The organism is Streptomyces sp. NPDC048565, from assembly GCF_040650935.1.
In the GTDB taxonomy this organism is placed as follows: domain Bacteria; phylum Actinomycetota; class Actinomycetes; order Streptomycetales; family Streptomycetaceae; genus Streptomyces.
This window is the reverse complement of the sequence record NZ_JBEZIH010000004.1, coordinates 226,457-250,790: the sequence shown is the minus strand read 5'-3', so window position 1 is coordinate 250,790 and position 24,334 is coordinate 226,457. Positions and strand designations below refer to the sequence as shown.

The following is a 24,334-nucleotide window of genomic DNA, read 5'->3' as shown; positions in this document are numbered from 1 at the left end:
GCCGGGTGCGCTCAGCGTTCCTCGCGCCTGAGCGCTTCGGCGATGATCTGGACGAGGTGGCGGCTGTCGAGGCCGGCCAGGTCGCGTACCTGGGTGCGGCAGGAGAACCCGTCGGCGAGGATCCGCCGGTCGGGGCCCGCGGACGCCTTGGCGAGGATGCCGTCCTGTGCGATCTTCTCGGAGATCTCGTAGTGGCCCTTCTCCATGCCGAAGTTCCCGGCGAGCCCGCAGCATCCCGCGGAGGTCTCCACGTCGCAGCCCATCGCCTCCAGGAGCGCCCGGTCCGGGCCGTATCCCATGACGGAGTAGTGGTGGCAGTGCGGCTGTACGAGCAGCTTCTCCGCGGCCCGCGGCGGGGTCCAGCCGATGGAGGTGAGGAACTCGGCGACGGTTCTGACCGAGCGGGACAGCTCGGCGGCGCGGGGGTCGTCGGGGAGGAGCTCGACGAGGTCCGAGCGGAGCGTGGCGGTGCAGCTGGGTTCGAGACCGACGACGGTCCTCCCGTCCCTGACATGGGGGTGGAGGAGGTCGAGCGTTCCGCGGAGCGCGGTCTTGGCGGCGGTGAGCTGGCCGGTGGAGACGAGGGTCAGTCCGCAGCAGGCCCCGGGGCCCGCGATCTCGATGTCGCACCCGGCGGCGGTGAGGACCTCGATGGCGTCCCGGGGGATCTCCGGGGCCAGGGCGTCCGAGAAGGTGTCGACCCACAGCAGCACCCGGTGTCCGTCCGGCCTCCTCCTGACGCCCTCGCCCGTCCCGCTCCGGCGGAACGGTGCCCTGGGCAGCCGCGGCAGCGACCTGCGGGTGTCCGCGCCCATCATGCGCATCATCGCCTTGCGGAGCAGGGGGACCCGGCCGGTGACATTGACGAGCGGGGCCAGCGGCGCGGCGAGCCTGAGCCACCGCGGGAGCCGGCCGAGGGTGTAGTGGCTGATCGGACGCAGGCGTCCCTTGTAGGTCTGGTGCAGCGCCTCGGCCTTGTACGTCGCCATGTCGATGCCCGTGGGGCAGTCGTTCGCGCAGGCCTTGCAGCTCAGGCACAGGTCGAGGGCCTCGTGGACCTCCGGCGAGCTCCAGCCGCGCGTGAGGACTCCGCCGTTCAGCATCTCCTGGAGGGCGCGCGCCCTCCCTCGGGTGGAGTCCTTCTCCTCCCGTGTGGCGAGGTAGGAGGGGCACATGAATCCGCCCTGCTCGCCCAGGTCGGCTCGGCACTTGCCCACGCCGACGCACCGGTGGACCGTCCCGGTGATGCTTCCCGCGTCGTGCGGGAAGGCGAAGCCGTCGGTGGCCAGGAGCTCGACGGCCTGCGGGCGGCGCAGGTCGGCGTCGAGCGGCGCCGGGCGGACGACGACGCCCGGGTTCATGACGTCCCCGGGGTCCAGGAGCGCCTTGAAGGCCTCCATCGCGCGCAGGGCCCCTGGGCTGTACATGGTGGACAGCAGCTCGGAGCGGGCACGCCCGTCCCCGTGTTCGCCCGAGAGCGAGCCACCGTGCTCGGCGGCCAGGGCCGCGGCACGTTCGAGGAACCTGCGCATGAGCGCGCCGCCGGTCTCCAACGGGAAGTCGATGCGCAGGTGGACGCACCCGTCGCCGAAGTGGCCGTAGGCCAGCCCGGAGACGCCCTCGTCGGCCATCAGGGCCTCGATCGCGCGCAGATAGTCCCCGAGCCTCTCCGGGGGCACGGCCGAGTCCTCCCATCCTGGCCAGGCCTGCTCGCCGTCGGCGGTGCGTCCCGCCAGGCCGGCGCCGTCGGCGCGGATCTGCCAGAGCCTGGTCGCCTCGGGGCCCGTGGGCAGGACGACGGCGTCGGACGATCCTGAGGCGGCGACGAGCCGGTGCCCCGCGTCGACGGCCTCCCGCGCGGTGGCGCCGCCGATCTCCGCCATGATCCATCCACCGCCCGCGGGCAGCGTGGGAACCGAGGCGCCGCCGTGCGCCCGGCGCACGACATCGACGAGCTGTGCGTCCAGGCCCTCCAGGGCGAGCGGGCGGAAGGGGAGCAGCCTCGGGACATCGTCCGCGGCGGCGGCCATGTCCCGGTAGCCGAGGACGGCCAGCGCCGGCGCCGCTGCCCGGGGGACGAGCCTCACCGTGGCTTCGAGGAGGATTCCGCAGCTGCCCTCGGTGCCCGTGAGGGCGGCGGCGAGGTTGTGGCCGTTCTCGGGCAGCAGGTGTTCGAGGGAGTAGCCGGAGATCTGGCGTCCGAAGCGCCCGAACTCGGTGCGCAGCACGGCCAGGTTCTCCGTCACGAAGGCGTCGAGACCGGGTACCGCGTCGAGCGCCCCGGTCCCTGAGCCGGCCGTGATGATCTCGCCGTGCCCGGTCAGCCAGGTCATCGACACGACGTTGTCGGCGGTGCGCCCGTAGGAGAGGCCGTGCGGACCGCAGGCGTTGTTGCCGATCATGCCCCCGATCGTGCAGCGGTCGGCGGAGGAGGGGTCGGGCCCGAACCGCAGCCCGGCGGGCAGCGCAGCGCTCTGCAGGGTGCTGAGGACGGTCCCCGGTTCGACGACGGCCGTCGAGGATTCCGGGTCGACCGACAGGACCCGGTTCATGGAGCGGGAGAAGTCGATCACGAGCCCGGGGCCCACGGCGTTACCCGCACAGGAGGTGCCTCCTCCCCTGACGGTGACGGGGACCCGGTGGGCGCGGGCGACGCCGACAGCCGTGACCACGTCGCCCTTCGACCCGGGCATGACCACGGCCTGGGGGACGACGCGGTAGTTCGAGGCATCGGTCGAATAGAGCGCCCTGGTCAGTGCCGAGGCGTCGACGAGATCGCCGAGGCGGGCGCGGAGGTCGTCGAGGAACACCTCGGCGGAGGCCTTCGGGGAATCTGTCACGTTCGACGCCATGTCGCGCTCGCTCCTCCGTCAGTCCTTGCGCAGGGTGTACGGCGACGAAGGGGACGGTTCCGCATCCGGCGCGGGCGGAGGCGCGAGCTCGCGGGCCAGCAGCGTGGCCCCGGCGACGGCGCCCGGCATCAGGAAAACGGCGACGAAGGGGACGACGAAGGCGAGCGCGAGCGGGACGCCGAAGCCCAGGACCATCATGCGGCGGCGGCGCAGCAGGGCGAGCCTGTCCTTCAGGACCATGCCGCGGCGCTGGAGGGCGACGCCGGTGAGCTCCTCGGACAGGAAGTAGCCGGAGACGCAGAAGCCGAGGGCGGGGATCACGGTCTGCCCGACGGCGGGGATGAAGCCGAGGGCGAAGAGCAGCACCCCGTAGACCGCGACGCGCAGCAGGATGCGGACGGAGTCCCGGGCGGAGATCCACAGCTCGCGCCAGAGCGGCAGGTCCGACTCGGGCACCTCGCCGCCCTCGCCTCGCTCGACCTCCTCGGAGAGCGACTCGTAGAACGGCTGGCCCACCAGCAGGGTCACCGCGGTGAAGGTGATGACCGCGAGGAACATCCCGAGGAGGAAGACCAGGACGACCAGGGTGCCTCGCAGGAGACCCGGCCAGGGCGAGGACCAGTCGTCGGCGAAGGGGGTGGCCCAGGCGACCAAGTCGTCGGCGCCGTAGGCCAGTCCGACCAACGCGCCCGCGTAGACGACCAGGGTGACCAGCGCGGGCAGCAGGCCGAAGCCCAGCCACCGGCCGTGGCCGAACACCCAGCGCTGGCCTTTCATCAGGTATCCGAAACCAGCGCCGAGATCATTCATGGCGACAGAGTACGTGCGAGAACCATTGACATGCCCTCCGGCCCGTCCTACCGTCACGCCAGCATTTCGAACGAGCGACGAAATACCGAACACGTGGAGAGGCAACACCCGTGCGCATCACCGGAATCAGCACGCATGTCGTCGGCACGCCGTGGCGCAACCTCACCTACGTCCAGGTGCACACCGACGAGGGCCTCACCGGGGTCGGTGAGACCCGGATGCTGGGCCGCACGGATGCGCTGCTCGGCTATCTGCACGAGGCGTCGGTCAACCACATCACCGGCTCGGACCCGTTCGCGGTCGAGGACCTCGTCCGCCGGATGAAGTACGGCGACTACGGCAGGGCCGGCGAGATCGTGATGTCCGGCATCGCGGTCGTCGAGATGGCCTGCTGGGACATCAAGGGCAAGGCGCTCGGGGTCCCCGTCTGGCAGTTGCTCGGCGGGAAGGTCACCGACCGGGTCAAGGCGTACGCCAACGGCTGGTACACCACCGAGCGCACCCCCGAGGCGTACCACAAGGCGGCGCAAGGGGTCGTCGAGCGGGGTTACCGGGCGCTGAAGATCGACCCCTTCGGTACGGGGCACTTCGAGCTCGGCCAGGAGGAGACCCGTTACGCCGTCTCCCTCATCGAGGCCGTACGGGACGCCATCGGGCCCGACACCGAGCTGATGCTGGAGATGCACGGACGGTTCAGCCCGTCGACGGCGGTACGGATCGCCCGCGAGATGGCGCCGTTCAGGCCGGCCTGGCTGGAGGAGCCGGTGCCGCCGGAGAACCTCAAGGCGTTGTCCAAGGTCGCGGAGAAGGTCGACGTGCCGATCGCGACCGGTGAACGCATCCATGACCGGATCGAGTTCAGGGAGCTCTTCGAGTCGGGGGCCGCCGACATCATCCAGCCGGACGTCGGCCACATCGGCGGCATCCTGGAGACCCGCAAGCTGGCGGCGACCGCGGAGACCCACTACACGCTGATCGCCCCGCACAACGTGGGCGGCTCGGTGCTGACCGCGGCCAGCCTCCAGGTCGCGGGCTGCACCCCCAACTTCAAGATCCTCGAACACTTCAACGACTTCGCGGACGCGGACATCAAGAAGGTCGTCAAGGGCGCCCCGACGGTCGACGCCGCCACCGGCTGCTTCGAGCTCTCCGACGCACCCGGGCTCGGTGTGGAGCTGGACGTGGACGCGGCGGCGGAATTCCCGCAGCAGCAGGCGCGGTTCGACCTGTGGGCGGACGGCTGGGAGAAGAGGCAGCCCAAATGAGCACCTTCTCCCGTGCGTTGACGATCGACGAGCCCGGTAGCCATCGGCTGACCGAGGGGCCGCTCCCTGAGCCGGGTCCGGGTGAGGTCCGGGTGCGGGTCGCCGCGGCCGGGATCTGCATGAGCGACCGCGAGGTGTACGACGGCCACCGCGACCCCGCCTATGTGCGCTATCCCGTGGTGCCGGGGCACGAGTGGTCGGGGACCGTCGACGCGGTGGGCGAGGGCGTCGACCCCGCGCTGACCGGCCGGCGTACGGTCGCCGAGGGCTTCCGGGCCTGCGGGCGCTGCGAGCGGTGCCGGTACGGGGAGACTTCCCTGTGCACGGCGGGGTACGACGAGACGGGGTTCACCCGGCCCGGCGCGTTCGCCGACCATGTGGTGGTCCCGGCGCGACTGCTGCACCCGCTGTCCGACGACGCGGATCTGCGCGCGGCCGCCCTGCTGGAGCCCGCCGCGGTGATCTCGGCGGCGGTACGGGCCGGGGCGCCCGAGCCGGGTGAGCGGATCGCCGTCGTGGGGGCGGGCACGCTCGGTCTGCTCGCGGTGCAGCTGCTGGCGGCGGTGTCGCCCGCGGAGCTCACCGTGATCGACCCGAGGGAGCAACGTGCCGCCCAGGCACTGGACTTCGGGGCGAGCGAGGCCCTGGTGCCCGAGGACTCCGAGAAGGTGGGGGGCCGCTACGACCTGGTCGTGGAGACGGCCGGGGCGCCGTCCACCGCCGCTGACGCGTGTCTGCTGGCGCGGCGCGGCGGGCGGGTGGTGCTGACCGGGATGTTCACCCCGGGCGCCGTGGGCATCGACCCGGTGCATCTGTCGCTGAGCCAGCTCACCGTGCGCAGCGTCTTCGGCGCGCCGTCGGCGGCCTGGTCCTACGCGGTGCGGGCGTTCACGGCCGGGCTGCTCGATCCGGCACCGCTGATCACCCATGAGTTCCCGCTGGAGCGGTTCGCCGAGGCGGTGGCGCTGGTGGGATCCGGGGCCCCGGAGACCGGGAAGGTGCTGCTGCGGCCCTGACCCACGCCGCATCGGCTTCACGGCCGCTGCCCGAGATCCCGTCCATAGAGATCCGAACCTCGTCCGAAATACCGAACATGAAGGACCAGTCGTGAACGACGCCCCTGCCTCTTCCCCCGGTACGGCCGGCCCCCGCCGCCCCGGCGACGCCGCGCTCACCGCCCTCGGCCTCGGCCCGGCACTCCTCTCCCCCGCCGACGCGTCCCCGCACTCCTTCCCCGACGGCGGGAGCTGGCGCACCGAGGTGCCGTCCGTGGAGGGTCCCGAGGCCCTCGGTGTCGTACTGGAGGAGTCCGCGAGGCTCGACGTCCCGGTCCACCGCGTCAGCCAGGGCAGCGGCATCTGGATGCTGACCGACGCGGAGATCACCGAGATGGTGGACGGCTGCGCCGAACGGGGCATCGAGCTCTGCCTGTTCACGGGCCCGCGCGGCACCTGGGACACCGGCGCGTCCGTGCGTACCGACTCCGGCGGCGCCGGGCTGCGCTCCCGGGGCCATGACGCCCTGGCCGGCTGCGTGGAGGATGCCCTGCGGGCGGCGGCGCTGGGGGTGAAGTGCCTGCTCGTGGCCGATGAGGGGGTGCTGTGGACCCTGCACCGGCTGCGTGCGCAGGGCGTGCTGCCCGAGGACACCACCTTCAAGGTGTCGGCGCTCATCGGGCCGGTGAACCCCGCCTCGTACGCCGTGTTCGAGCAGCTGGGCGCCGACTCGGTCAACATCCCCTCCGACCTGACGCTCGCCCAGTTCACCGAGATCCGGCGGGTCTCCCGGGCTCCGATGGACCTCTACATCGAGGCACCGGACGACCTCGGCGGCTATGTGCGGATGTACGAGGCGGCGGAGCTGATCCGGCGCGGCGCCCCGATCTACCTCAAGTTCGGCCTCTCCAAGGCCCCCGGCATCTACCCCTACGGCCACCATCTGCGCGACCTCGCGCTGAACTCGGCCCGCGAGCGCGTCCGGCGTGGACGCCTCGCCCTCGATCTGCTGGCCAGGCACGGAGCCGACGGAGACATGTCTCCGCTCGGCTCCCGACTCCCGGGCCCGCTCAACCGGTTCGCCCTCTCGTCATAACGTTCCGGAAACTCCCCGCTCAAAAGAAGACACAGCCGCGCACAATCCCACACAACTGTTCTCGGTCGATCCGCCCCGGGCGTTCCGGCGCCATCGGACCGGGCCCTGACCCACATCAAGGATGATGACTATGCGCAACCGCAGAGCCGCACTTGCCGCCATAGCCTCCACCGCCTCCCTCGCCCTCGCTCTGACCGCCTGCGGTCAGAACAGCGACGGCGGCGGTGAGGAGAAGAAGGGGGGCTCCGAAGGCGCCACCGTCGGCGTCGCCATGCCGACCAAGTCCTCCGAGCGCTGGATCGCCGACGGCGCCAACGTCGTGAAGGAGCTGAAGGCCAAGGGCTACAAGCCCAAGCTGGTCTACGGCGAGGACGACCCGGACCAGCAGGTCTCGCAGATCGAGAACATGATCACGCAGGGTGTGGACGCCCTGATCATCGCGGCGATCGACAACAAGTCGCTCAACAACGTGATGCAGCAGGCGAAGGAAGCCGACATCCCGGTGATCTCCTACGACCGGCTGATCCTGGGCACGGAGAACGTCGACTACTACGCCTCGTTCGACAACGAGAAGGTCGGCGAGCTCCAGGGCGGCTACATCGCGGAGAAGCTCGGTCTGAAGGACGGCAAGAAGGGGCCCTTCAACATCGAGCTGTTCGCCGGATCCAACGACGACAACAACACCCGGTACTTCTTCCAGGGCGCGATGAACGTCCTGAAGCCGTACGTGGACAAGGGCGAGCTGGTCGTCAAGTCCAAGCAGACCAAGCTCACCCAGATCACCACCCTGCGCTGGGACGGCGGCGCCGCGCAGCGCCGCATGGACGACCTGCTGACGTCCACCTACCGCAGCGCCAAGGTGGACGCGGTGCTCTCGCCGTACGACGGCATCTCCATCGGCATCCTCTCCGCCCTGAAGTCGGACGGTTACGGCTCCAAGTCCAAGCCCATGCCCGTGGTCACGGGCCAGGACGCGGAGCTCGCCTCCGTGAAGTCGATCATCGCGGGTGAGCAGACGCAGACCGTCTACAAGGACCTGCGCAAGCTCGCCAAGGTCGCCACGAACATGGTCGAAGCCTCCCTGAACGACAAGAAGCCCGAGGTGAACGACACCAAGTCCTACGACAACGGTGTCAAGGTCGTCCCCGCGTATCTGCTCCAGCCGGTCAGCGTCGACAAGTCCAACTACAAGGAAGCGCTGATCGACGACGGCTACTACACCGAGAACGACCTCAAGTAACCGGGCTCCCTCAAGGATTGGAAGGCAAGACCATGGCGGGACCCGTCCTGGAAATGCGCTCGATCGTCAAGACCTTCCCCGGTGTGAAGGCGCTTTCGGACGTCACGCTGACTGTCCGTCAGGGCGAGGTCCACGCCATCTGCGGTGAGAACGGCGCCGGCAAGTCGACCCTGATGAAGGTCCTCTCCGGCGTCCATCCGCACGGCAGCTACGAGGGGGACATCCTCTTCGAGAGCGAGACCTGCCGGTTCAGGGACATCAGGGCGAGCGAGCAGCACGGCATCGTGATCATCCACCAGGAACTGGCGCTGGTGCCGTATCTGTCGATCGCGGAGAACATCTTCCTCGGCAACGAGCACGCCAAGCGCGGGCTGATCAACTGGAACGACACCCTGCGGCACGCGAGCGAACTGCTGCGCAGGGTCGGACTCGACGAGCACCCGGAGACCCGCGTCGCCGACATCGGCGTGGGCAAACAGCAGCTGGTGGAGATCGCCAAGGCGCTGTCCAAGAAGGTGAAGCTGCTCATCCTCGACGAGCCGACGGCAGCCCTCAACGACGAGGACAGCGGGAAGCTGCTGGACCTGATCCTTTCGCTGAAGGAACAGGGCATGACCTCGATCATCATCTCGCACAAGCTGAACGAGATCCGCCGGGTCGCCGACTCGGTCACGATCCTCCGCGACGGGCGCTCCGTCGAGACGCTCGATGTGAAGGCCCCGGAGACGACCGAGGACCGGATCATCAGCGGGATGGTCGGCCGCGACCTGGAGAACCGCTTCCCCGACCGGACCCCGCACCACCCGGAGGAGGGGAGCGCTCCCGCCCTGGAGATCCGCAACTGGACCGTGCACCACCCCATCGACCAGCAGCGCAAGGTCGTCGACGACGTCTCGATCGAGGTGCGGCGGGGCGAGATCGTCGGCATCGCCGGGCTCATGGGCGCGGGCCGCACCGAGCTCGCGATGAGCGTCTTCGGCCGGTCCTACGGCCGGTACGCGGGCGGCACCGTCCTCAGGGACGGCAAGGAGATCCGTACGAAGACCGTCCCCGAGGCGGTCAAGCACGGCATCGCCTACGCCACCGAGGACCGCAAGCACTACGGCCTCAACCTCATCGACACCATCAACCGGAACATCTCGCTGACCGCGCTGGGCAAGGTCGCGAAGCGGGGTGTGGTCAGTGAACACGGGGAACAGCAGGTCGCCGAGGACTTCCGCAGGTCCATGAACATCAAGGCGCCGACGGTCTTCGAGCCGGTGGGCAAGCTGTCCGGCGGCAACCAGCAGAAGGTCGTCCTCAGCAAGTGGATCTTCGCGGGTCCCGAGGTGCTGATCCTGGACGAGCCCACGCGCGGCATCGATGTGGGCGCCAAGTACGAGATCTACACGGTCATCGACCGGCTGGCGGCCGACGGCAAGGCGGTCGTCTTCATTTCCTCCGAACTGCCGGAGCTGCTCGGCATGTGCGACCGCATCTACACGATGGCCGCGGGACGGCTGACGGGTGAGTTCTCGCGGGCCGAGGCCTCGCAGGAAGCGCTGATGCGTCAGATGACGAAGGACAAAGAGGTAACCCGATGAGCACCGATGTGACCGCCAAGACCCCGCCGTCGCCGCCGGGCAAGGACGGACCGGCATCCGGCGGCGGCCTGCTGCAGCTGATGATCGGCGGCATGCGCCGCAACATGCGCCAGTACGGCATGCTGATGGCCCTCGGTCTGATCGTGGTGCTGTTCGCGGTGTGGTCGGGCGGCGACCTGCTGCTGCCGCGCAACGTCTCCAACCTGGTGCTGCAGAACAGCTACATCCTGATTCTCGCCATCGGGATGATGCTCGTCATCATCGCGGGCCACATCGATCTCTCGGTCGGCTCGCTGACCGCGTTCATCGGCGCGATGTCCGCCGTACTGATGGTCGAACACGATCTCTCCTGGCCGCTCGCGGTGGTGCTGTGCCTGGCCATCGGTGCCGTCGCGGGATCCCTTCAGGGATTCTTCATCGCCTATCTCGGCATACCGTCGTTCATCGTGACCCTCGCGGGCATGCTGCTCTTCCGCGGTCTGACCGAGATCGTCCTGAAGGGCCAGACCCTCGGCCCCTTCCCGAAGGGTCTCCAGAAGGTCGCCAACGGCTTCCTGCCCGAGGTCGGACCGAACACCAACTACCACAACCTCACCCTGCTGCTGGGCCTCGTACTGATCGCCTTCGTGGTGCTCCAGGAGGTCCGCGACCGCAGGCGGCAGCAGGAGTTCGCCCTGGAGGTTCCCCCCTTCAACCTGTTCCTGCTGAAGCTGGTCGCCCTGGTCGCGGCCGTCCTCGTCGTCACGCTGCTGCTCGCCAGCTACAAGGGCGCCCCGGTCGTGCTGCTCATCCTGGGTGTGCTGGTCGTCGGGTTCGGCTACGTGATGCGCAACGCGATCATCGGTCGCCACATCTACGCGATCGGCGGCAACCTGCCCGCGGCCAAGCTGTCGGGCGTGCGGGACAAGAAGGTCACCTTCCTGGTCTTTCTGAACATGGGCATGCTCGCTGCCCTGGCGGGTCTGGTCTTCGCCGCCCGCTTCAACGCGGCCTCGCCCAAGGCCGGCCTCAACTTCGAACTGGAGGCCATCGCGGCTTCGTTCATCGGCGGCGCGTCGATGAGCGGCGGCGTCGGCACGGTCCTCGGCGCGATCATCGGTGGTCTGGTCCTGGGCGTGCTGAACAACGGCATGAACCTCGTCGGGATCGGCACCGACTGGCAGCAGGTCATCAAGGGAGCGGTGCTGCTGGCAGCGGTCGGCTTCGACGTCTGGAACAAGCGCAAGGGCAGCTCGTAACGCCCCCCGCTCCGCGCGACGGCGCCCTTTCCCCGCGGGGGAAGGGCGCCGTCGGTCTGCCGGTGTGCGTCAGGCCAGCCTGATCATGTTCCAGGACAGCGGTTCGAGGACGGCCCGCACTGTGCCGCCGGTCAGCTCCGTACCCTTCGCGGCGTGCGGGACGACCCGCTCGGGCGCGGCGAGGGTGTTGGTGGCCTCCGGGTCGGCGTCCGCGACGACCAGGTGTTCGACGACCCGGTCCAGGTCCAGTCCCGTCAGGGCCACTTCGAGCGGCAGCGCGGCGTCCTGGCCACGGTTGACGGCGAAGACGGTGACGGCGCCCGTCTCCGGGTCGCGTACGGCGGTGGCGTGCAGCAGGTCGGTCTCGCCGTGCTTCGCCGTCCCGTACGTGGGCGAGTCCACCCGTACGTCCAGGACCTGACCCTGTCCGTACCGGGCGGCCTGGGCGAAGGGGAAGAAGGTGGTCTGGCGCCAGGCCGGGCCGCCGGGCTCGGTCATGATCGGCGCGATGACGTTGACCAGCTGCGCGAGACAGGCGATGGTCACCCGGTCCGCGTGGCGCAGCAGCGCGATGAGCAGGGAGCCGAAGACGACGGCGTCGGTGACGCTGTAGTTGTCCTCCAGCAGCCGGGGCGCCTCGGGCCAGTCCAGGGGGTTCTCCGCCGTCTCCTGCTGGAAGCGCCTCTGGTACCAGACGTTCCACTCGTCGAAGGAGAGGTTGATCTTCCTGGTGGACTTGAGGCGCGCCCCCACGTGGTCGCAGGTCGCCACGACGCTCTCGATGAAGGACTCCATGTCCACCGCGGAGGCCAGGAAGGAGTCCCGGTCTCCGTCGGTCTCCTCGTAGTAGGCGTGCAGCGAGATGTGGTCGACCAGGTCGTAGGTCTCGGCGAGCACCGTCGCCTCCCACGCCGCGAAGGTCGGCATCGCGCGGCTGGACGACCCGCAGGCGACGAGCTGGACGGTGGGGTCGATCTGGCGCATCGCGCGCGCGGTCTCGGCCGCGAGCCGCCCGTACTCCTCGGCGGTCTTGTGTCCCGTCTGCCACGGGCCGTCCATCTCGTTGCCCAGGCACCACAGCCTGATCCCGAAGGGGTCCTGGTCGCCGTGGGCGGCGCGGCGGTCGGAGAGTTCGGTGCCGGACGGGTGGTTGGCGTACTCCTGGAGCCGGATGGCCTCCTGGACGCCGCGGGTGCCGAGGTTGACCGCGAGCATCGGTTCGGCCTGCGGGCCTATCTTCCTCAGGAAGCCGATGTACTCGGAGAGACCGAAGCGGTTCGTCTCGGTGGAGCGCCAGGCGAGGTCGAGCCGGCGGGGCCGTTCGTCGGCGGGGCCGACGCTGTCCTCCCAGCGGTAGCCGGAGACGAAGTTGCCCCCGGGGTAGCGGACGGCGGTGACACCGAGTTCACGGATCAGGTCCAGGACGTCGGTGCGCAGTCCGGCCTCGTCCGCCGAGGGGTGGCCCGGCTCGAAGATGCCGTCGTACACACAGCGGCCGAGGTGCTCGACGAAGGAGCCGTAGAGCCGGGGATCGACGGCGCCGACGGTGAAGGCAGGGTCGAGGGTGAAGCGCGCGATGCGGGTCATGGCTTCCTTACTCGTTCGACATTTCGAATGTTGCTCGGAACCTCGAACGGGACCGTAGAGTTCAACCTCCTCGGCCGTCAATGCCTCTGCGCGCCTCCCCGGACAGGGCCGCACCCCCGGCCGCGCACGGCGAAGGGCCGCACCCCCCGTGGAAGGGATGCGGCCCTCGGGCCCACGCGATCAGGTCCGGTCTCAGCCGGCGGAGAGCTCCACCTTGATGTTGCCCCGGGTGGCGTTCGAGTAGGGGCACACCTGGTGCGCCTTCTCGACGAGCTCCTGGGCGGTGGCCGTGTCGACGTTCGGGATGGAGGCGCTGATCGCGACCTCCAGGCCGAAGCCGCCCGCCTCGGTCCTGCCGATGGAGACCGAAGCGGTCACCGTCGAGCCGGAGATGTCGGCCTTCTCCTGACGGGCGACGACGCCGAGCGCGCTCTGGAAGCAGGCGCTGTAACCGGCGGCGAAGAGCTGCTCGGGGTTGGTCCCCGCGCCGCTCCCGCCCATCTCCTTCGGCGGGTTGACGACGACGTCGAGCCTGCCGTCGTCGGTGGAGACACGGCCGTCACGGCCGTTCTCCGCGGTGGCGACGGCGGTGTAGGCCACGTCGATGCGCTGGATGGTCATGCGGATACTCCTCCTGCTGTGCGCCGCGACTCGCGCCCACGATCGCGACGGCCTGCAGGGAGCATAGGCCTCTCGTCCGGATCAGGAGTCCAGCGAAACGATCATCTTGCCGGTGTTCTCGCCGCGCAGCAGGCCGGCGAAGGCGTCGTAGCCGTGCTCGATGCCCTCGACCTTCGTCTCGCGGTACTTGAGCTCACCCGAGGCCAGCCAGCCGGCCACGTCCTGGACGAACTGCGGCTGGAGCGCCGAGTGGTCGCCGACGAGCATGCCCTGGAGGCGCAGCCGCTTGCCGACGACGAGCACCAGGTTGCGCGGGGCCGGGGCGGGCTCCGTCGCGTTGTACTGGGCGATCATCCCGCAGAGGGTGGCGCGGCCATGGACGTTGAACGAGGAGATCGCCGCCTCCAGGTGCTCTCCGCCGACATTGTCGAAGTAGACGTCGATCCCGTCGGGCGCGGCCTCGGCGAGCTGGTCCTTCACGGGGCCGTTCTTGTAGTTGAAGGCCGCGTCGAAGCCGTACTCCTCGACGAGGAGCTTGACCTTCTCGTCGGAGCCGGCCGAGCCGATGACGCGGGAGGCGCCCTTGATCTTCGCCAGCTGGCCGACCTGGCTGCCGACGGCTCCGGCCGCGCCGGAGACGAAGACGGCGTCACCCTCCTTGAAGGACGCCACCTCGAACAGCCCGGCGTAGGCGGTGAGCCCGGTCATGCCGAGCACGCCGAGGTAGGCGGAGAGCGGGGCGAGCGAGGCGTCGACCTTCACCGCGAACCTGGCGGGCACCTCGGCGTACTCGCGCCAGCCGAGGCTGTGCAGGACGTGGTCACCGACGGCGAAGCCCTCGGCGTTCGACGCGACGACCTCGCCGACCGCGCCGCCGTCCATGGGGTGGTCGAGCTTGAACGGCGGGGTGTACGACTTCACGTCGTTCATCCGGCCGCGCATGTAGGGGTCGACCGAGAAGTGGAGGTTGCGCACGAGTACGCGGCCCTCACCGGGAGCGGTCACCGGCGCCTCGCGCAGCGCGAAATCCGAGGCCTCGGGCCAGCCGTGCGGGCGGGCGACGAGGTGCCATTCGCGGCTGGACGTGGGAAGTGCAGACATGGGCTCGGGTTCTCCTCGATGACGTACGGGGTGGTCTCGCACGGGCGGGAAGCGAAAAGCTTCAGGACATGAAACAACCATGCGTCCAGATATTTCACGTTGTCAAGTAATTCGGTACGCTGGACGCCATGGCCACCCACTCGCGCACGGATCCGCTCACGCTGGACGTCATTCAGCTCATCGGCGGGGTCGTGGCGCGCTACCACGAGGAGTACGACCGGGCCGCGGCCACACACGCGCTGACCGGCGCGCAGGCGCGGGTGCTCGGACTGCTCTCCCTGGAACCGATGCCCATGCGCAAGGTCGCCCGGAAACTGAAGTGCGAACCGTCCAACATCACCGGCATAGTCGACCGGCTGGAGCTCCGTGGCCTGGTGGAACGCCGCCCGGACCCGGCCGACCGGCGGGTGAAGCTCGCCGCCCCGACCGATGAGGGCATCCGGATGGCGGGGCAGCTGCGGGACGCGCTGGACTTCGCACGGGAGCCGCTCGCCGAGCTCTCGGACGCGGAGCGCACGGTGCTGCGCGACCTGCTGCGGCGGATGCTGGGCGATGACGCCGACGGTGGCGGCGCCTGACCTGCCGCCTACCACCCCGGAAGCGCTTGGCGCCCCGTAAGCGCCGGGTGCCTCAGCGGCAGAAGAACCACCAGCAGTCGTCGGACGGCGAAGGCGTGGGCTCCGGGTCCGGGTCGTCCGACGGCTCGGGCGACGTGGGGTCCGCCGTCGGCTTCCCCGAGCCGGAGGGCTCGGCCGGCGGGTCGGTGTCGCCGGGGTCCGTGGGCGCCGTCCCGGGCGCGGAGGCGGACGGCGAGGCGGCGGCGGGCGCGGACGACGAGGGCCCGGCCGGCGCGGACGACGACGGGGGCCCGGCCGCGGCGGTCGCGGAGCCGGACTCGGTGACGGGCACGACGGTGGGCTCGTCCACAGGACCCGCCCCGTCGGGCTCCGTGCGGGACGAGGAGGACGGGGCAGGCTCCGTCGGGGCGGACGTGGCCTCGCGTACGTACTCCGACGCGCCGCTGTCTCCCCCGGGCTCCATGGCCAGCTCGGCCAGGCTCAGCGCGCCCAGCGCCAGCACCACTCCCACCGCTGTCAGCAGCAGCGCACGGCCGCGCCGGCGGTGCCCTCTGCGGCGGCGTCCCGTGTCGCCCCTGGCGCGGCGTCGGTGACCGGCGGCCCCCGATGTCTCCAGGGTCTCGGTGGCGGGTTCCTCCGTACCGTCGCCGGAGGGGGCCGCGGCGGCATAGGGGTCCAGCGCGTCGGCGGGGGTCCCGCAACCGGCGCACGCCAGCGCCCCGTTGAGGTGCCGTTGGCACGGGTGGCAGTAATCCATCGCGCCCGCAGACTAGACGTGCAGGGAACAACACAGGAAGCCCCGCAGGTGAGGATCCTGTGTGGAATCGAGGACTCCGGTGCGCGCCGCCCCCCGCGCATGGCACCCGGCAGGATGGATCCATGACCGCTTCCGCCCCGTTCGGGCCGCTCCAGTTCCAACTCGTCCTGCTGCGCCGGATGGCCGACCACCAGCCGGACCTCGTCGAGGACGCCCGTCATGAACTGAGCGCCTCACTCGCCGACATGCGCGAGGCGAACCGCCGCTGGCAGGCGATGCTGCGCGCCCCGCGCGGCCGGGGCGCGCTGCGCCGCTACCGCTCGGTGCTGGGCGAGCCCGAGACCTCCGTACGCCGCAAGGTCGGCGACCTGGAGTGCGACGCGCTGCTGTGGCCGCTGCCGCTCTGGCCCGATCTGCGGTTCGAGGTGATGGCGGGTCCCGGCGGAGCCGTATGGAACGAATGGCTGGTCCGCGCCCCCGGCGCCGCCGGCCCCGAGCTGCGTACGGCCGCCGACCTGCGCCCGTGGTCCTGCACCGTGGACGAGGTGGCCAGGGCCTTCGCCCCGGCACGCCCCATGGAGGGCAGCGCCCCGACCCGCTGGGCGCTGGCCTTCACCGACCCTGCCGACGGCAGGACCCGCGTCGCGGAGTTCACCTGGGGGCTGTTCCAGCGGCTGCCGGACGACGGCGCCCGGTGACGATCTGGCGCCCCGTCAGCCGAGGGTCCCTCCTACGGCTCACCCAGCGCGCGCCGCCCCCGCCGTGGCGCGACGATGCCAGGAGAGCCGGCTGCCGCCGGTGCCCCTCCGTCCGCGCTCTCGGGAGAACCTGCCGTGACCGTCAGCCTCGAACAGCTGCGCCGTTGCCATGTCGCCGTCGATCTCGGGGCCGCGAGGACCCGTGTGTACATCAAGGGAGTGGGGCTCGTCGTCGACGAGCCCAGTGTCGCCGCCGTGAACACGCGCACCGGCTCGCTCATCGCGGTCGGCGCGCTCGCCGAACAGATGACCGGCCGTACACCCGCGTACATCCGGGTGGCCCGCCCGGTCTCCGGCGGAACCGTCGTCGACATCGACATGGCCCAGCGCATGCTGCGCCATCTGCTCGGTGAGAAGCTCCGCCGCCAGTTGCGCCGCAAGCCCCGGCTGCGGGCCGCCGCCTGCGTCCCGCACGACGCCGATCCGCTGGCCCAGCGCGCGGCCGTCGAGACCCTCGTGGGACTCGGCGCGCGTCGGGTGGAGCTGGTCGACACCCTGATCGCCGCGGCCGTCGGCTGCGGCCTTCCGGTCGAGCAGCCGACCGCCACCATGATCATGGTCTGCGGGGCCGCCACCACCCAGATCGCGGTGCTCTCGCTCGGCTCGATCGTGCGGGCCGTGCGCATCCCGATCGGCGGCGAGGCCATCGACAACGCGGTCATCCAGCATCTGCGTCAGCACCATGAGCTGATGCTGCCGAGCCAGTCGGTGCGCCCTCTGCAACTGGCGCTCCGGGGCAACGGCCTCACCCTCAACGGCCCGGCGACGACGGAGATCCACGGCCGCGACGTGGCCACGGGACTGGCCCGTTCGGTGCAGGTCGACACCGCCGCCGTACGCCAGGCGATCCACACCCCGCTCACCGCGGTGCTGGACGGTCTGGGCAAGGTGCTGCGCGACTGCCCGCCCGATCTGGTGGCCGACATCGCCGAGTCCGGGATCATGATGGTCGGCGGCAGCGCGCTGCTGCCGGGGCTCGACCAGATGCTGCGCGACGCGACGGGTGTGCCGGTGCGCATCGCCGAGCGACCCGACGTGTGCTCCGTGCTGGGGCTCGGCGCGATGCTGGACGGCACGGTCCAGCCGCTGGACCTCGCCCCGCTCGTCAGCCGATAGCCGACGGCCACCGGTGACAGCGGGGACGGACCTCGACCTGCGGACCACGCTCCAGCACATCGTGGACACCGCCACGGCGCTGGCCGGGGCGCGCTACGGCGCCCTGGCCCTCCTGCACGGCAGGGACGGCCGCGTCACCGACCTGTTCACCACCGGGATGTCCGACAGCGAACGCCGGGCGGCGGGCCCGCTCCTGGACGGGCGTACGGGGATGTTCGGGGCTCTCGTGGACGAGACGCAGGCCGTGCGCGTCCAGGATCTGACGGCGGGCCCGCACCCCCGCGCGATGCCGGCTCCGCTCCTCCCGATGCGCTCCTTCCTCGGGGCGCCCGTCCGGGTCCACACCGAGGTGCTCGGCAGTCTCTGCCTCACCGCCGAGGAGCCGGGGCGCTTCGCCGACACCGAACCCGCGCTCCTGCGGCTGCTCGCCTCCCAGGCCGCCGCCGCGATCGGCGGCGCCCACCTGTACGAGGCCGCACGGCAGCGGGAGCACTGGATCGAGGGGGCGGCGGCCGTCACCCGGGCGCTGCTGACCGGAGCGGGGACCACGGACGCCCTGATGACCGTCGCCGAGCGTGCCAGGGTGCTGGCCGGCGCGGCGGCCGGGGTCATCCTCCAGCCGATCCCGGGCGGCGGGATGGAGATCGTCGCCGCTTCCACCCTCGACGATCCGGCCGGCCTCGTCGGCACGACCATCGCGCCCGGCTCCCCCGTCCTGGTCCAACTGCTGGGCGGCGAGGCGGTCTTCATCGAGGACTCGGCGACGGACGTCCGGATGACGACGCACGTACGCTCCCGGTTCGGCCCCAGCATGATGCTGCCGCTGCAGAACGGCGGCAGGCTCATCGGCACGCTCGCCCTCCCCCGGCGGCGCGGCGAGGCCCCGTACACGGCGCTGGACCGGCAGCTCGCCTCGCAGTTCGCCTCCCAGGCGGCGCTTGCCCTGGTGATGGCCGACGCGCAGCACTACCGGGAGCAGCTGGCGGTCTACGAGGACCGCGACCGCATCGCCCGCGATCTGCACGACCTCGTCGTCCAGCGGCTGTTCGCGACGGAGATGATGCTGGAGTCGACCCGCCGCAAGGACCTGGCGGGGGACGCGGGGACCGCCGAGCTGCTGGGACAGGCTGTCGACGAGCTGGACTCCACCATCCAGGAGGTCAGGACCGCGATCTTCGCCCTTCAGCAGCCGCCCGCCGACGCGCCCACGGCCTTCCGCGGCCGGGTGCTGCGCGAGACGGCCGGCGCGGCGCCGCTGCTCGGCTTCCAGCCGTCGGTGCAGTTCACCGGCGCGGTGGACGCCCTGGTGACCGAGCCGGTGGACGGCGAGCTGCTGGACGTGCTGCGTGGCGCCCTGGCCGCCGCGCACCGGCGTACGGGGGTGTCGGCCGTCGAGGTCGAGGTGGACGCGACAGCGCGGCTGCCCGACGGGCGCCCCGCGGTGCGGCTCGCGGTCGCGGACGACGGGCGCGCCGAGGACGGCAGCCGGTCGCCGACCGTTATCTGGCAGGCGCCGCTCTGAGGGCGATCCTGGTGTTGGAGTGGGCGACGCCCGCGTCCTTCTTCAGCCGTCGCAGCAGCGCGTCCAGGGAACCGGGGTCGGCTGCCGTGGCGCGTACGAGGTAGTCGTGGCCACCCGTCACATGCACCACCTCGGTGATGCCGGGCAGGGTGAGCACCGAGCGTTCGAACTCCTCGTTCGTCGTGTCGAGACGCAGCGACACGTCGATGAAGACGACGAGGCCCGAGCGGGTGTCGGCGGCCGGGTCGACGACGACCGTGAAGCCGCGGATCACCCCGTCGCGGCGCATGCGGCGCACGCGGTCCCCCGCCGCGTTGGCACTGAGCCCCACGCGTGCGCCGAGATCGCGGTACGAGATCCGGGCGTCCTCCTGGAGAATTCCGAGGATCTCTCTGTCCAGCCGTTCCATACCGGCGATTGTCGCAGCCCGGAGCGGGAAACGGCGGTCGACAGGCCCTCCGCGGGGGCCCCTGAGAGGCCCTTCGCCCATGGGACGTCTGCCGAGCGAGGGCTTTACCCGGATGGCTCAGCCCGCCGTGCCACGCCCGGATTCACGCTCACCTTCTGGGCACGGAACCTGATCTCCCCGCTGTCGGGCGACTTCAAGGACCGTCTTGGCCTCAGCTCCCCCCTCCCCCCTGGCGCACCGGCTGGGCACTGCGGGCAGGCTGCGGGTGACCTGGGAGCTGTCCGCGCTGTACGCGATCGGCTTCGGCGGCATCGTCGCGTTCGGGGTGTATCCGCCGACGTACTTGAAGACCGGGAGAGCTGACGGCCTCAGGGGGGCAGAGCCTAGGCTTCGGCGTGTGACCTCTCTTCTGCCCGCGTTGCGCGGAGCGTCCGGCCGGACGGACTCGCCCGAGGCTGTCCGGTTCGGCGAACACGTCCTGACCTACGCACAGTTGGCCGATGCCTCCGCCTCCCTGGCCGCCCGGATCGCGGGGGCGGGGCGCGTCGCCGTCTGGGCCACCTCCACCCCGGGGACGGTGGTCGCCGTCGTGGCCGCCCTTCGGGCGGGAGTGCCCGCCGTGCCGCTCAACCCGAAGACCGGGGAGCGGGAGCTCGCGCACATCGTCGCCGACAGCACGCCCTCGATGGTGCTGGCCGGGGCCGGCGACGTGCTGCCGGCCGCGCTGGGCACCCTGGAGCGGCTGGACGTCGACGCTGCCGGCCCCGGCGTGCGTACGCCAGGGGCCGACTTCCCCGAGCCGTCCGCGGATTCCCCCGCCCTGGTCGTCTACACCTCGGGCACGACGGGCCCGCCCAAGGGCGCCGTGCTGCCCCGCCGGGCCATCGCCGCTTCGCTGGACGCGCTGGAGGACGCCTGGCAGTGGACCGGCGACGACGTCCTCGTCCACGCGCTTCCGCTGTTCCATGTGCACGGGCTGATCCTGGGCGTGCTCGGCCCGCTGCGCAGGGGCGGCTCCGTGCGTCACCTCGGCCGGTTCTCGGCCGACGGAGTGGCCCGGGAGCTGCTCTCCGGGGGAACGATGCTGTTCGGGGTGCCCACGATGTACCACCGGCTGGCAGGCGCGCTGGACGGCCCGGACGCGCCCGCCGGCCTCGCGAAGGCCCTGGCGGGTGCCCGGCTGCTGGTCTCGGGGTCGGCGGCTCTGCCGGTCCACGACCACGAGCGGATCACCGCGGCGACCGGCCGCGGGGTCATCGAGCGGTACGGGATGACGGAGACCCTGATGAACACGGGCGTACGGGCCGACGGCGCACCCCGCGCAGGGACGGTCGGCCCGCCGCTGCCCGGGGTCGAGCTCAGGCTCGTCGAGGAGGACGGCACCGTGCTCCATGACGCCACGCTCCAGGACGCCTCGCCGCAGGACGGCGCGTCCATCGGCGAGGTCCAGGTGCGCGGCCCGAACCTCTTCACCGGCTATCTGAACCGGCCCGACGCCACGGCTGCCGCCTTCACCGACGACGGCTTCTTCCGCACGGGCGACATGGCCACGGTCGACCCCGACGGCTATGTACGGATCGTCGGGCGCAAGGCCACGGACCTCATCAAGAGCGGCGGCTACAAGATCGGTGCGGGCGAGATCGAGAACGCCCTGCTCGACCATCCCGGCGTGCGGGAGGCCGCCGTCACCGGTGAGCCGGACGACGACCTCGGCGAGCGGATCGTCGCCTGGGTGGTCCCCGAGGACGCCGGATCACCCCCGGGAGAGCGGGAGCTGGCGGATCACGTGGCGGAGCAGCTCGCACCGCACAAGCGCCCCCGCGTCGTGCGCTACCTCGACGTGCTGCCCCGCAACGAGCTCGGCAAGATCATGAAGAGGTCGCTCGGTGTCTGACCCCAGGAGCAGCCGCATGTCGGCGCGGGCGGCGATCGACGCCGTCACCGGGAGCTTCACCGAACACCGGCCGCCCGCCGGCCCCACTCCCCCGGACGGCCCGCTCGGCTGGACCGGGTACGCGGAGTCCAGGGCGCGCGCATCGGCGCGGACCGGTGAGGAGGAGTCCGTCCTGTACGGGACCGCAGTCGTCGGCGGCCGGGACTGCGTCCTGGTCTCCTTCGAATTCGGCTTCCTCGGCGGCTCGTTGGGCGGCAGCACCGGGGACCGCCTGGAGGCCGCGTACGCGCTTGCGGGTGAGCGCCGGCTGCCGCTCGTCTCGCTCGTCGCCACCGGGGGCAGCCGGATGCAGGAGGGAATGATCGCGCTGATACAGCTGCAGCGGGTGGCCCGCGCCTCCGCACGGCTGAGGGCCCAGGGGCAGGCCCAGATCGCGGTGCTGCGGGATCCGACGACCGGGGGCGGCTGGGCCACCGTGGGGGCCGGCTCCGATGTGGTGCTGGCGCTGCCGGGGGCGCAGATCGGCTTCGGGGGGTCCAGGGTGCGGCCGGCCGACGCGGATCCGTACGCGTACACCGCCGAGGGGCAGTTGGCGGCGGGCCAGGTCGACGCGGTCGTCACCCCGGACGAGCTGCCCGGGACGCTGGGCCGCTGGCTGGCCGTGCTGACGGGCGACGGCCCGGCGCGGGCCGCCCCGGTGCCGGGGGCCCTGTCGGACACGAGGCTGCCCGCGACCGGCTGGGCGGCGGTGGAGCAGGCGAGGGCGGCGGCGCGGCCACGGGCCGAGGCCTATCTGGACGCCTACTTCGATGACCGGCTGCCCCTGAGCGGCGACCGGTGCGGAGGCCGGGACCCCGGGCTGCTCTGCGGAGTGGGCCTGCACGCCGGGCGGCCCGTGGCGTACGCCGCCCAGTGCGGCACCGCGACCCGCCCCGCGGGCTACCGCACCGCGGCCCGGGTGATCCGGCTCGCCGACCGGCTCGGACTCCCGGTGCTCACCCTGATCGACACTCCGGGCGCGGCCAACGACGCGGAGGCGGAACGGGCCGGTGCGGGCGCCGCCATCGCCGACGTCTTCGCGGCGGTCGCGGGCGCCGGGGTCCCCCTGACGACTCTGGTGATCGGCGAGGGCGGCTCCGGCGGCGCGCTGGCCCTGGCCGCGCCGGACAACACCCACGTCACGGCGGACAGCTACTTCTCGGTGATCGCGCCTGAACTGGCGGCGGCCATCCTGAAGCGCGGCCCCGACGAGGTACGGTCCACCGCCGACCAGCTCAGGCTGCGTCCCCAGGACCTGGTGGAGCTGGGGGTCGCCCGCTCGGTCGTCGGCCCCACGGGTCCGTAGGGCGCCGGGACGCGCGCCCGGCCGGGACTGCGCCTAGCGTGGCAAGGGAGACCACTCACCGCGTCCACCGCGACAAGAAAGGTCCGCGCCATGTCAGCGGAATCCAAGGGTGCCCCCTGCTGGGCCGACGGTACGTTCGGCGACCTGGAGGGTGCGAAGCGCTTCTACGGTGAACTCCTGGGCTGGACCTACGGCGACTCCCTGCCGGAGTACGGCAACTACACCCAGGCGTATGCGGACGGCAAGGCGGTGGCCGCGCTGTCGCCGCCACCGCCCGGCCAGGAGGCACCGTCCGCCTGGTGTCTGTACCTGGCGACACCGGACGCCGCCGCCACCGCCGCGCAGGTACGCGAGCACGGGGGCAAGGTGCTGGTGGAACCGATGCGGATCGGCGACTTCGGCACGATGGTGCTGGCCGCCGACCCCGGCGGGGTGGTGTTCGGGGTGTGGCAGGCGGACGCCCACAAGGGGTTCGAGGCGCAGGCGGTACCCGGCGCCTACACCTGGGCCGAGGTCTTCACCCGGGACCCGGCGAAGGCGGACGCCTTCTTCCCGGCGGTCTTCGGCTACGGCGTGAAGCACGTCGACGACGACGCGATCGACTTCTCGCTCTACGACCTGGGCGCTGACCCGCTGCTCGGCCGGATGAAGATGGGGGACGAGTTCCCGTCCGAGGTGCCCGCCCACCTCAATGTGTACTTCTGCGTCGAGGACTGCGACGCGGTCGTGGAGAAGGCCACGTCGCTCGGGGGGCAGCTGCGGTACGGCCCGATGACCATGCCGTTCGGCAGGTTCGCGTCCCTGACGGATCCGCAGGGCGCGGCGTTCTCGGTCATCGACCCCACGACGACCGGGGGCGAGATGCCGAAGGTCATCGACGTCAGTTGACCTCCCCGGGCGTCCTTCCCGTACCGGCGAGTGGGACAGAACGGGCAGGGACCGGCTGTTACGGCTGCGGGTCCCGCGCGTCGTAGCGGGCGAAGCCGCGCCAGCGCAGCCCCAGCAGGCAGACCACCAGCACGCATGCGATGCCGCCGCCGGTCACCGCCACGGCCGGTGAGGTCAGGTCGGCCACGGAGCCGGCCACGAGATCGCCTAGCCGTGGCCCGCCCGCCACGACGACGATGAACACGCCCTGCAACCGGCCGCGCATCTCGTCCGGCACCGCCGCCTGGAGCATGGTGTTGCGGAAGACCATCGAGATGGAGTCGGCGCATCCGGCGAGCGCGAGCAGGACAAGGCCGGGCCAGAGCTGCCGGGTGAGCCCGAACACGGCGATGGCTCCGCCCCAGCAGGCCACCGCGATCAGCACCGCGAGCCCGTGCCGGCGGATGCGGCCGAGCCACCCGGAGAAGACGCTGCCCAGGAGGGCCCCGAGCGCCGGTGCGGCGACCAGGAGTCCGGTGATCTTCGCGTCGCCGCCGAACCAGACCACGGCGACCACGCGGTCTGCGCTTCCTCGGCACCAGGCCCAATCTGCGGATGACCTTCTTCAGCGACCTGAGCGCCATGGTGCTCGCGCACCCGCGCGTCCCAGGGGATGGTAACGAGCCCTCCCGGAGGCCGG

General features: G+C 71.4%; 20 protein-coding genes and 2 pseudogenes. 14 read left to right on the top strand and 8 right to left on the bottom strand.

The window, feature by feature from the left end:
* Nucleotides 1-11 precede the first annotated feature (11 nt).
* Complete coding sequence (locus tag AB0C75_RS07335) at nt 12-2,852, bottom strand: FAD-binding and (Fe-S)-binding domain-containing protein (RefSeq protein ID WP_362887959.1); 2,841 nt, start codon at nt 2,850-2,852, stop codon at nt 12-14.
* Nucleotides 2,853-2,870: 18 nt separating this feature from the next.
* A complete protein-coding gene (locus tag AB0C75_RS07330; RefSeq protein ID WP_362887957.1) occupies nt 2,871-3,662 on the bottom strand; it encodes an EI24 domain-containing protein in 792 nt (263 codons plus the stop codon).
* A 110-nt stretch (nt 3,663-3,772) separates the two neighbouring features.
* Between AB0C75_RS07330 and AB0C75_RS07325 the strand changes: the two genes are divergently transcribed.
* The 6 genes from AB0C75_RS07325 to mmsB all read left to right on the top strand — a co-directional run bounded on the left by AB0C75_RS07325 (nt 3,773) and on the right by mmsB (nt 11,079).
* Nucleotides 3,773-4,927 (top strand): mandelate racemase/muconate lactonizing enzyme family protein, encoded by a 1,155-nt coding sequence (locus AB0C75_RS07325; RefSeq protein ID WP_362887955.1) that lies wholly within the window; start codon nt 3,773-3,775, stop codon nt 4,925-4,927.
* Complete coding sequence (locus AB0C75_RS07320) at nt 4,924-5,943, top strand: alcohol dehydrogenase catalytic domain-containing protein (protein ID WP_362887953.1); 1,020 nt, start codon at nt 4,924-4,926, stop codon at nt 5,941-5,943. The genes AB0C75_RS07325 and AB0C75_RS07320 overlap by 4 nt, the downstream gene beginning before the upstream one ends.
* 91 nt (nt 5,944-6,034) lie before the next feature.
* Nucleotides 6,035-7,018 carry a hypothetical protein gene (locus AB0C75_RS07315; RefSeq protein ID WP_362887951.1) on the top strand — a complete coding sequence of 328 codons (984 nt, stop codon included), beginning with the start codon at nt 6,035-6,037 and terminating at the stop codon, nt 7,016-7,018.
* A 130-nt stretch (nt 7,019-7,148) separates the two neighbouring features.
* A complete protein-coding gene (gene chvE, locus AB0C75_RS07310) occupies nt 7,149-8,258 on the top strand; it encodes a multiple monosaccharide ABC transporter substrate-binding protein (protein WP_362887949.1) in 1,110 nt (369 codons plus the stop codon).
* Between the two features lie 32 nt (nt 8,259-8,290).
* On the top strand, nt 8,291-9,841 hold the full coding sequence (mmsA, locus tag AB0C75_RS07305) for a multiple monosaccharide ABC transporter ATP-binding protein (RefSeq protein ID WP_362887947.1): 1,551 nt from the start codon (nt 8,291-8,293) through the stop codon (nt 9,839-9,841).
* A complete protein-coding gene (gene mmsB, locus AB0C75_RS07300; RefSeq protein ID WP_362887945.1) occupies nt 9,838-11,079 on the top strand; it encodes a multiple monosaccharide ABC transporter permease in 1,242 nt (413 codons plus the stop codon). Before mmsA ends, mmsB begins: the two co-directional genes overlap by 4 nt.
* 69 nt (nt 11,080-11,148) lie before the next feature.
* Here mmsB and AB0C75_RS07295 read toward each other — a convergent pair whose 3' ends face one another.
* The 3 genes from AB0C75_RS07295 to AB0C75_RS07285 form a co-directional block, all read right to left on the bottom strand.
* On the bottom strand, nt 11,149-12,666 hold the full coding sequence (locus AB0C75_RS07295; RefSeq protein ID WP_362887943.1) for an alpha-N-arabinofuranosidase: 1,518 nt from the start codon (nt 12,664-12,666) through the stop codon (nt 11,149-11,151).
* A gap of 192 nt (nt 12,667-12,858) precedes the next feature.
* Nucleotides 12,859-13,287: an organic hydroperoxide resistance protein gene (locus AB0C75_RS07290; protein WP_362887941.1), complete on the bottom strand. Its 429-nt coding sequence runs from the start codon at nt 13,285-13,287 to the stop codon at nt 12,859-12,861.
* 81 nt (nt 13,288-13,368) lie between these two features.
* Nucleotides 13,369-14,388 (bottom strand): NADP-dependent oxidoreductase, encoded by a 1,020-nt coding sequence (locus tag AB0C75_RS07285; RefSeq protein WP_362887939.1) that lies wholly within the window; start codon nt 14,386-14,388, stop codon nt 13,369-13,371.
* A gap of 128 nt (nt 14,389-14,516) precedes the next feature.
* Here AB0C75_RS07285 and AB0C75_RS07280 point away from each other — a divergent pair, with 128 nt between their 5' ends.
* Nucleotides 14,517-14,966 carry a MarR family transcriptional regulator gene (locus AB0C75_RS07280; RefSeq protein ID WP_362887937.1) on the top strand — a complete coding sequence of 150 codons (450 nt, stop codon included), beginning with the start codon at nt 14,517-14,519 and terminating at the stop codon, nt 14,964-14,966.
* A gap of 52 nt (nt 14,967-15,018) precedes the next feature.
* On the opposite strand, the gene AB0C75_RS07275 is transcribed toward AB0C75_RS07280, so the two are convergent.
* Nucleotides 15,019-15,723 carry a hypothetical protein gene (locus AB0C75_RS07275; RefSeq protein ID WP_362887935.1) on the bottom strand — a complete coding sequence of 235 codons (705 nt, stop codon included), beginning with the start codon at nt 15,721-15,723 and terminating at the stop codon, nt 15,019-15,021.
* Between the two features lie 122 nt (nt 15,724-15,845).
* Between AB0C75_RS07275 and AB0C75_RS07270 the strand changes: the two genes are divergently transcribed.
* The 3 genes from AB0C75_RS07270 (at nt 15,846) to AB0C75_RS07260 (ending at nt 19,119) form a co-directional block, all read left to right on the top strand.
* Entirely contained in the window at nt 15,846-16,421 is a 576-nt protein-coding gene (locus AB0C75_RS07270) for a hypothetical protein (RefSeq protein ID WP_362887933.1), read from the top strand.
* A gap of 135 nt (nt 16,422-16,556) precedes the next feature.
* Nucleotides 16,557-17,597 (top strand): rod shape-determining protein, encoded by a 1,041-nt coding sequence (locus AB0C75_RS07265; protein WP_362887931.1) that lies wholly within the window; start codon nt 16,557-16,559, stop codon nt 17,595-17,597.
* 13 nt (nt 17,598-17,610) lie between these two features.
* Nucleotides 17,611-19,119 (top strand): GAF domain-containing protein, encoded by a 1,509-nt coding sequence (locus AB0C75_RS07260; protein WP_362887929.1) that lies wholly within the window; start codon nt 17,611-17,613, stop codon nt 19,117-19,119.
* Here the strand turns inward: AB0C75_RS07260 and AB0C75_RS07255 are convergent.
* Nucleotides 19,097-19,528, bottom strand: a complete 432-nt coding sequence (locus AB0C75_RS07255) for an Lrp/AsnC family transcriptional regulator (RefSeq protein WP_362887927.1) — start codon at nt 19,526-19,528, stop codon at nt 19,097-19,099. The genes AB0C75_RS07260 and AB0C75_RS07255 overlap by 23 nt on opposite strands.
* Before the next feature lie 229 nt (nt 19,529-19,757).
* Between AB0C75_RS07255 and AB0C75_RS07250 the strand changes: the two are divergent.
* From AB0C75_RS07250 to AB0C75_RS07235, 4 genes and pseudogenes are all read left to right on the top strand, one after another.
* A pseudogene (locus tag AB0C75_RS07250) lies at nt 19,758-19,880 on the top strand (MFS transporter); the annotation flags it as partial.
* A 45-nt stretch (nt 19,881-19,925) separates the two neighbouring features.
* Complete coding sequence (locus tag AB0C75_RS07245; protein WP_362888112.1) at nt 19,926-21,422, top strand: acyl-CoA synthetase; 1,497 nt, start codon at nt 19,926-19,928, stop codon at nt 21,420-21,422.
* 16 nt (nt 21,423-21,438) lie between these two features.
* Nucleotides 21,439-22,767, top strand: a complete 1,329-nt coding sequence (locus tag AB0C75_RS07240) for a carboxyl transferase domain-containing protein (RefSeq protein ID WP_362887925.1) — start codon at nt 21,439-21,441, stop codon at nt 22,765-22,767.
* Nucleotides 22,768-22,857: 90 nt separating this feature from the next.
* Nucleotides 22,858-23,655 carry a VOC family protein gene (locus tag AB0C75_RS07235; RefSeq protein WP_362887923.1) on the top strand — a complete coding sequence of 266 codons (798 nt, stop codon included), beginning with the start codon at nt 22,858-22,860 and terminating at the stop codon, nt 23,653-23,655.
* A 58-nt stretch (nt 23,656-23,713) separates the two neighbouring features.
* On the opposite strand, the pseudogene AB0C75_RS07230 reads toward AB0C75_RS07235, so the two are convergent.
* Nucleotides 23,714-24,208 (bottom strand): annotated as a pseudogene (locus AB0C75_RS07230) (MFS transporter); the annotation flags it as partial.
* Between the last annotated feature and the right edge of the window lie 126 nt (nt 24,209-24,334).

Bases quoted from the DNA above. Each gene is read 5' to 3' on its own strand.
- AB0C75_RS07275 (WP_362887935.1), bottom strand. From the start codon at position 15,723: ATGGATTACTGCCACCCGTGCCAACGGCACCTCAACGGGGCGCTGGCG.
- AB0C75_RS07280 (WP_362887937.1), top strand. From the start codon at position 14,517: ATGGCCACCCACTCGCGCACGGATCCGCTCACGCTGGACGTCATTCAG.
- AB0C75_RS07270 (WP_362887933.1), top strand. From the start codon at position 15,846: ATGACCGCTTCCGCCCCGTTCGGGCCGCTCCAGTTCCAACTCGTCCTG.
- AB0C75_RS07295 (WP_362887943.1), bottom strand. From the start codon at position 12,666: ATGACCCGCATCGCGCGCTTCACCCTCGACCCTGCCTTCACCGTCGGC.
- AB0C75_RS07235 (WP_362887923.1), top strand. From the start codon at position 22,858: ATGTCAGCGGAATCCAAGGGTGCCCCCTGCTGGGCCGACGGTACGTTC.
- mmsA (WP_362887947.1), top strand. From the start codon at position 8,291: ATGGCGGGACCCGTCCTGGAAATGCGCTCGATCGTCAAGACCTTCCCC.
- AB0C75_RS07320 (WP_362887953.1), top strand. From the start codon at position 4,924: ATGAGCACCTTCTCCCGTGCGTTGACGATCGACGAGCCCGGTAGCCAT.
- AB0C75_RS07285 (WP_362887939.1), bottom strand. From the start codon at position 14,388: ATGTCTGCACTTCCCACGTCCAGCCGCGAATGGCACCTCGTCGCCCGC.
- AB0C75_RS07255 (WP_362887927.1), bottom strand. From the start codon at position 19,528: ATGGAACGGCTGGACAGAGAGATCCTCGGAATTCTCCAGGAGGACGCC.
- AB0C75_RS07290 (WP_362887941.1), bottom strand. From the start codon at position 13,287: ATGACCATCCAGCGCATCGACGTGGCCTACACCGCCGTCGCCACCGCG.
- AB0C75_RS07330 (WP_362887957.1), bottom strand. From the start codon at position 3,662: ATGAATGATCTCGGCGCTGGTTTCGGATACCTGATGAAAGGCCAGCGC.
- AB0C75_RS07335 (WP_362887959.1), bottom strand. From the start codon at position 2,852: ATGGCGTCGAACGTGACAGATTCCCCGAAGGCCTCCGCCGAGGTGTTC.
- AB0C75_RS07240 (WP_362887925.1), top strand. From the start codon at position 21,439: ATGTCGGCGCGGGCGGCGATCGACGCCGTCACCGGGAGCTTCACCGAA.
- mmsB (WP_362887945.1), top strand. From the start codon at position 9,838: ATGAGCACCGATGTGACCGCCAAGACCCCGCCGTCGCCGCCGGGCAAG.
- chvE (WP_362887949.1), top strand. From the start codon at position 7,149: ATGCGCAACCGCAGAGCCGCACTTGCCGCCATAGCCTCCACCGCCTCC.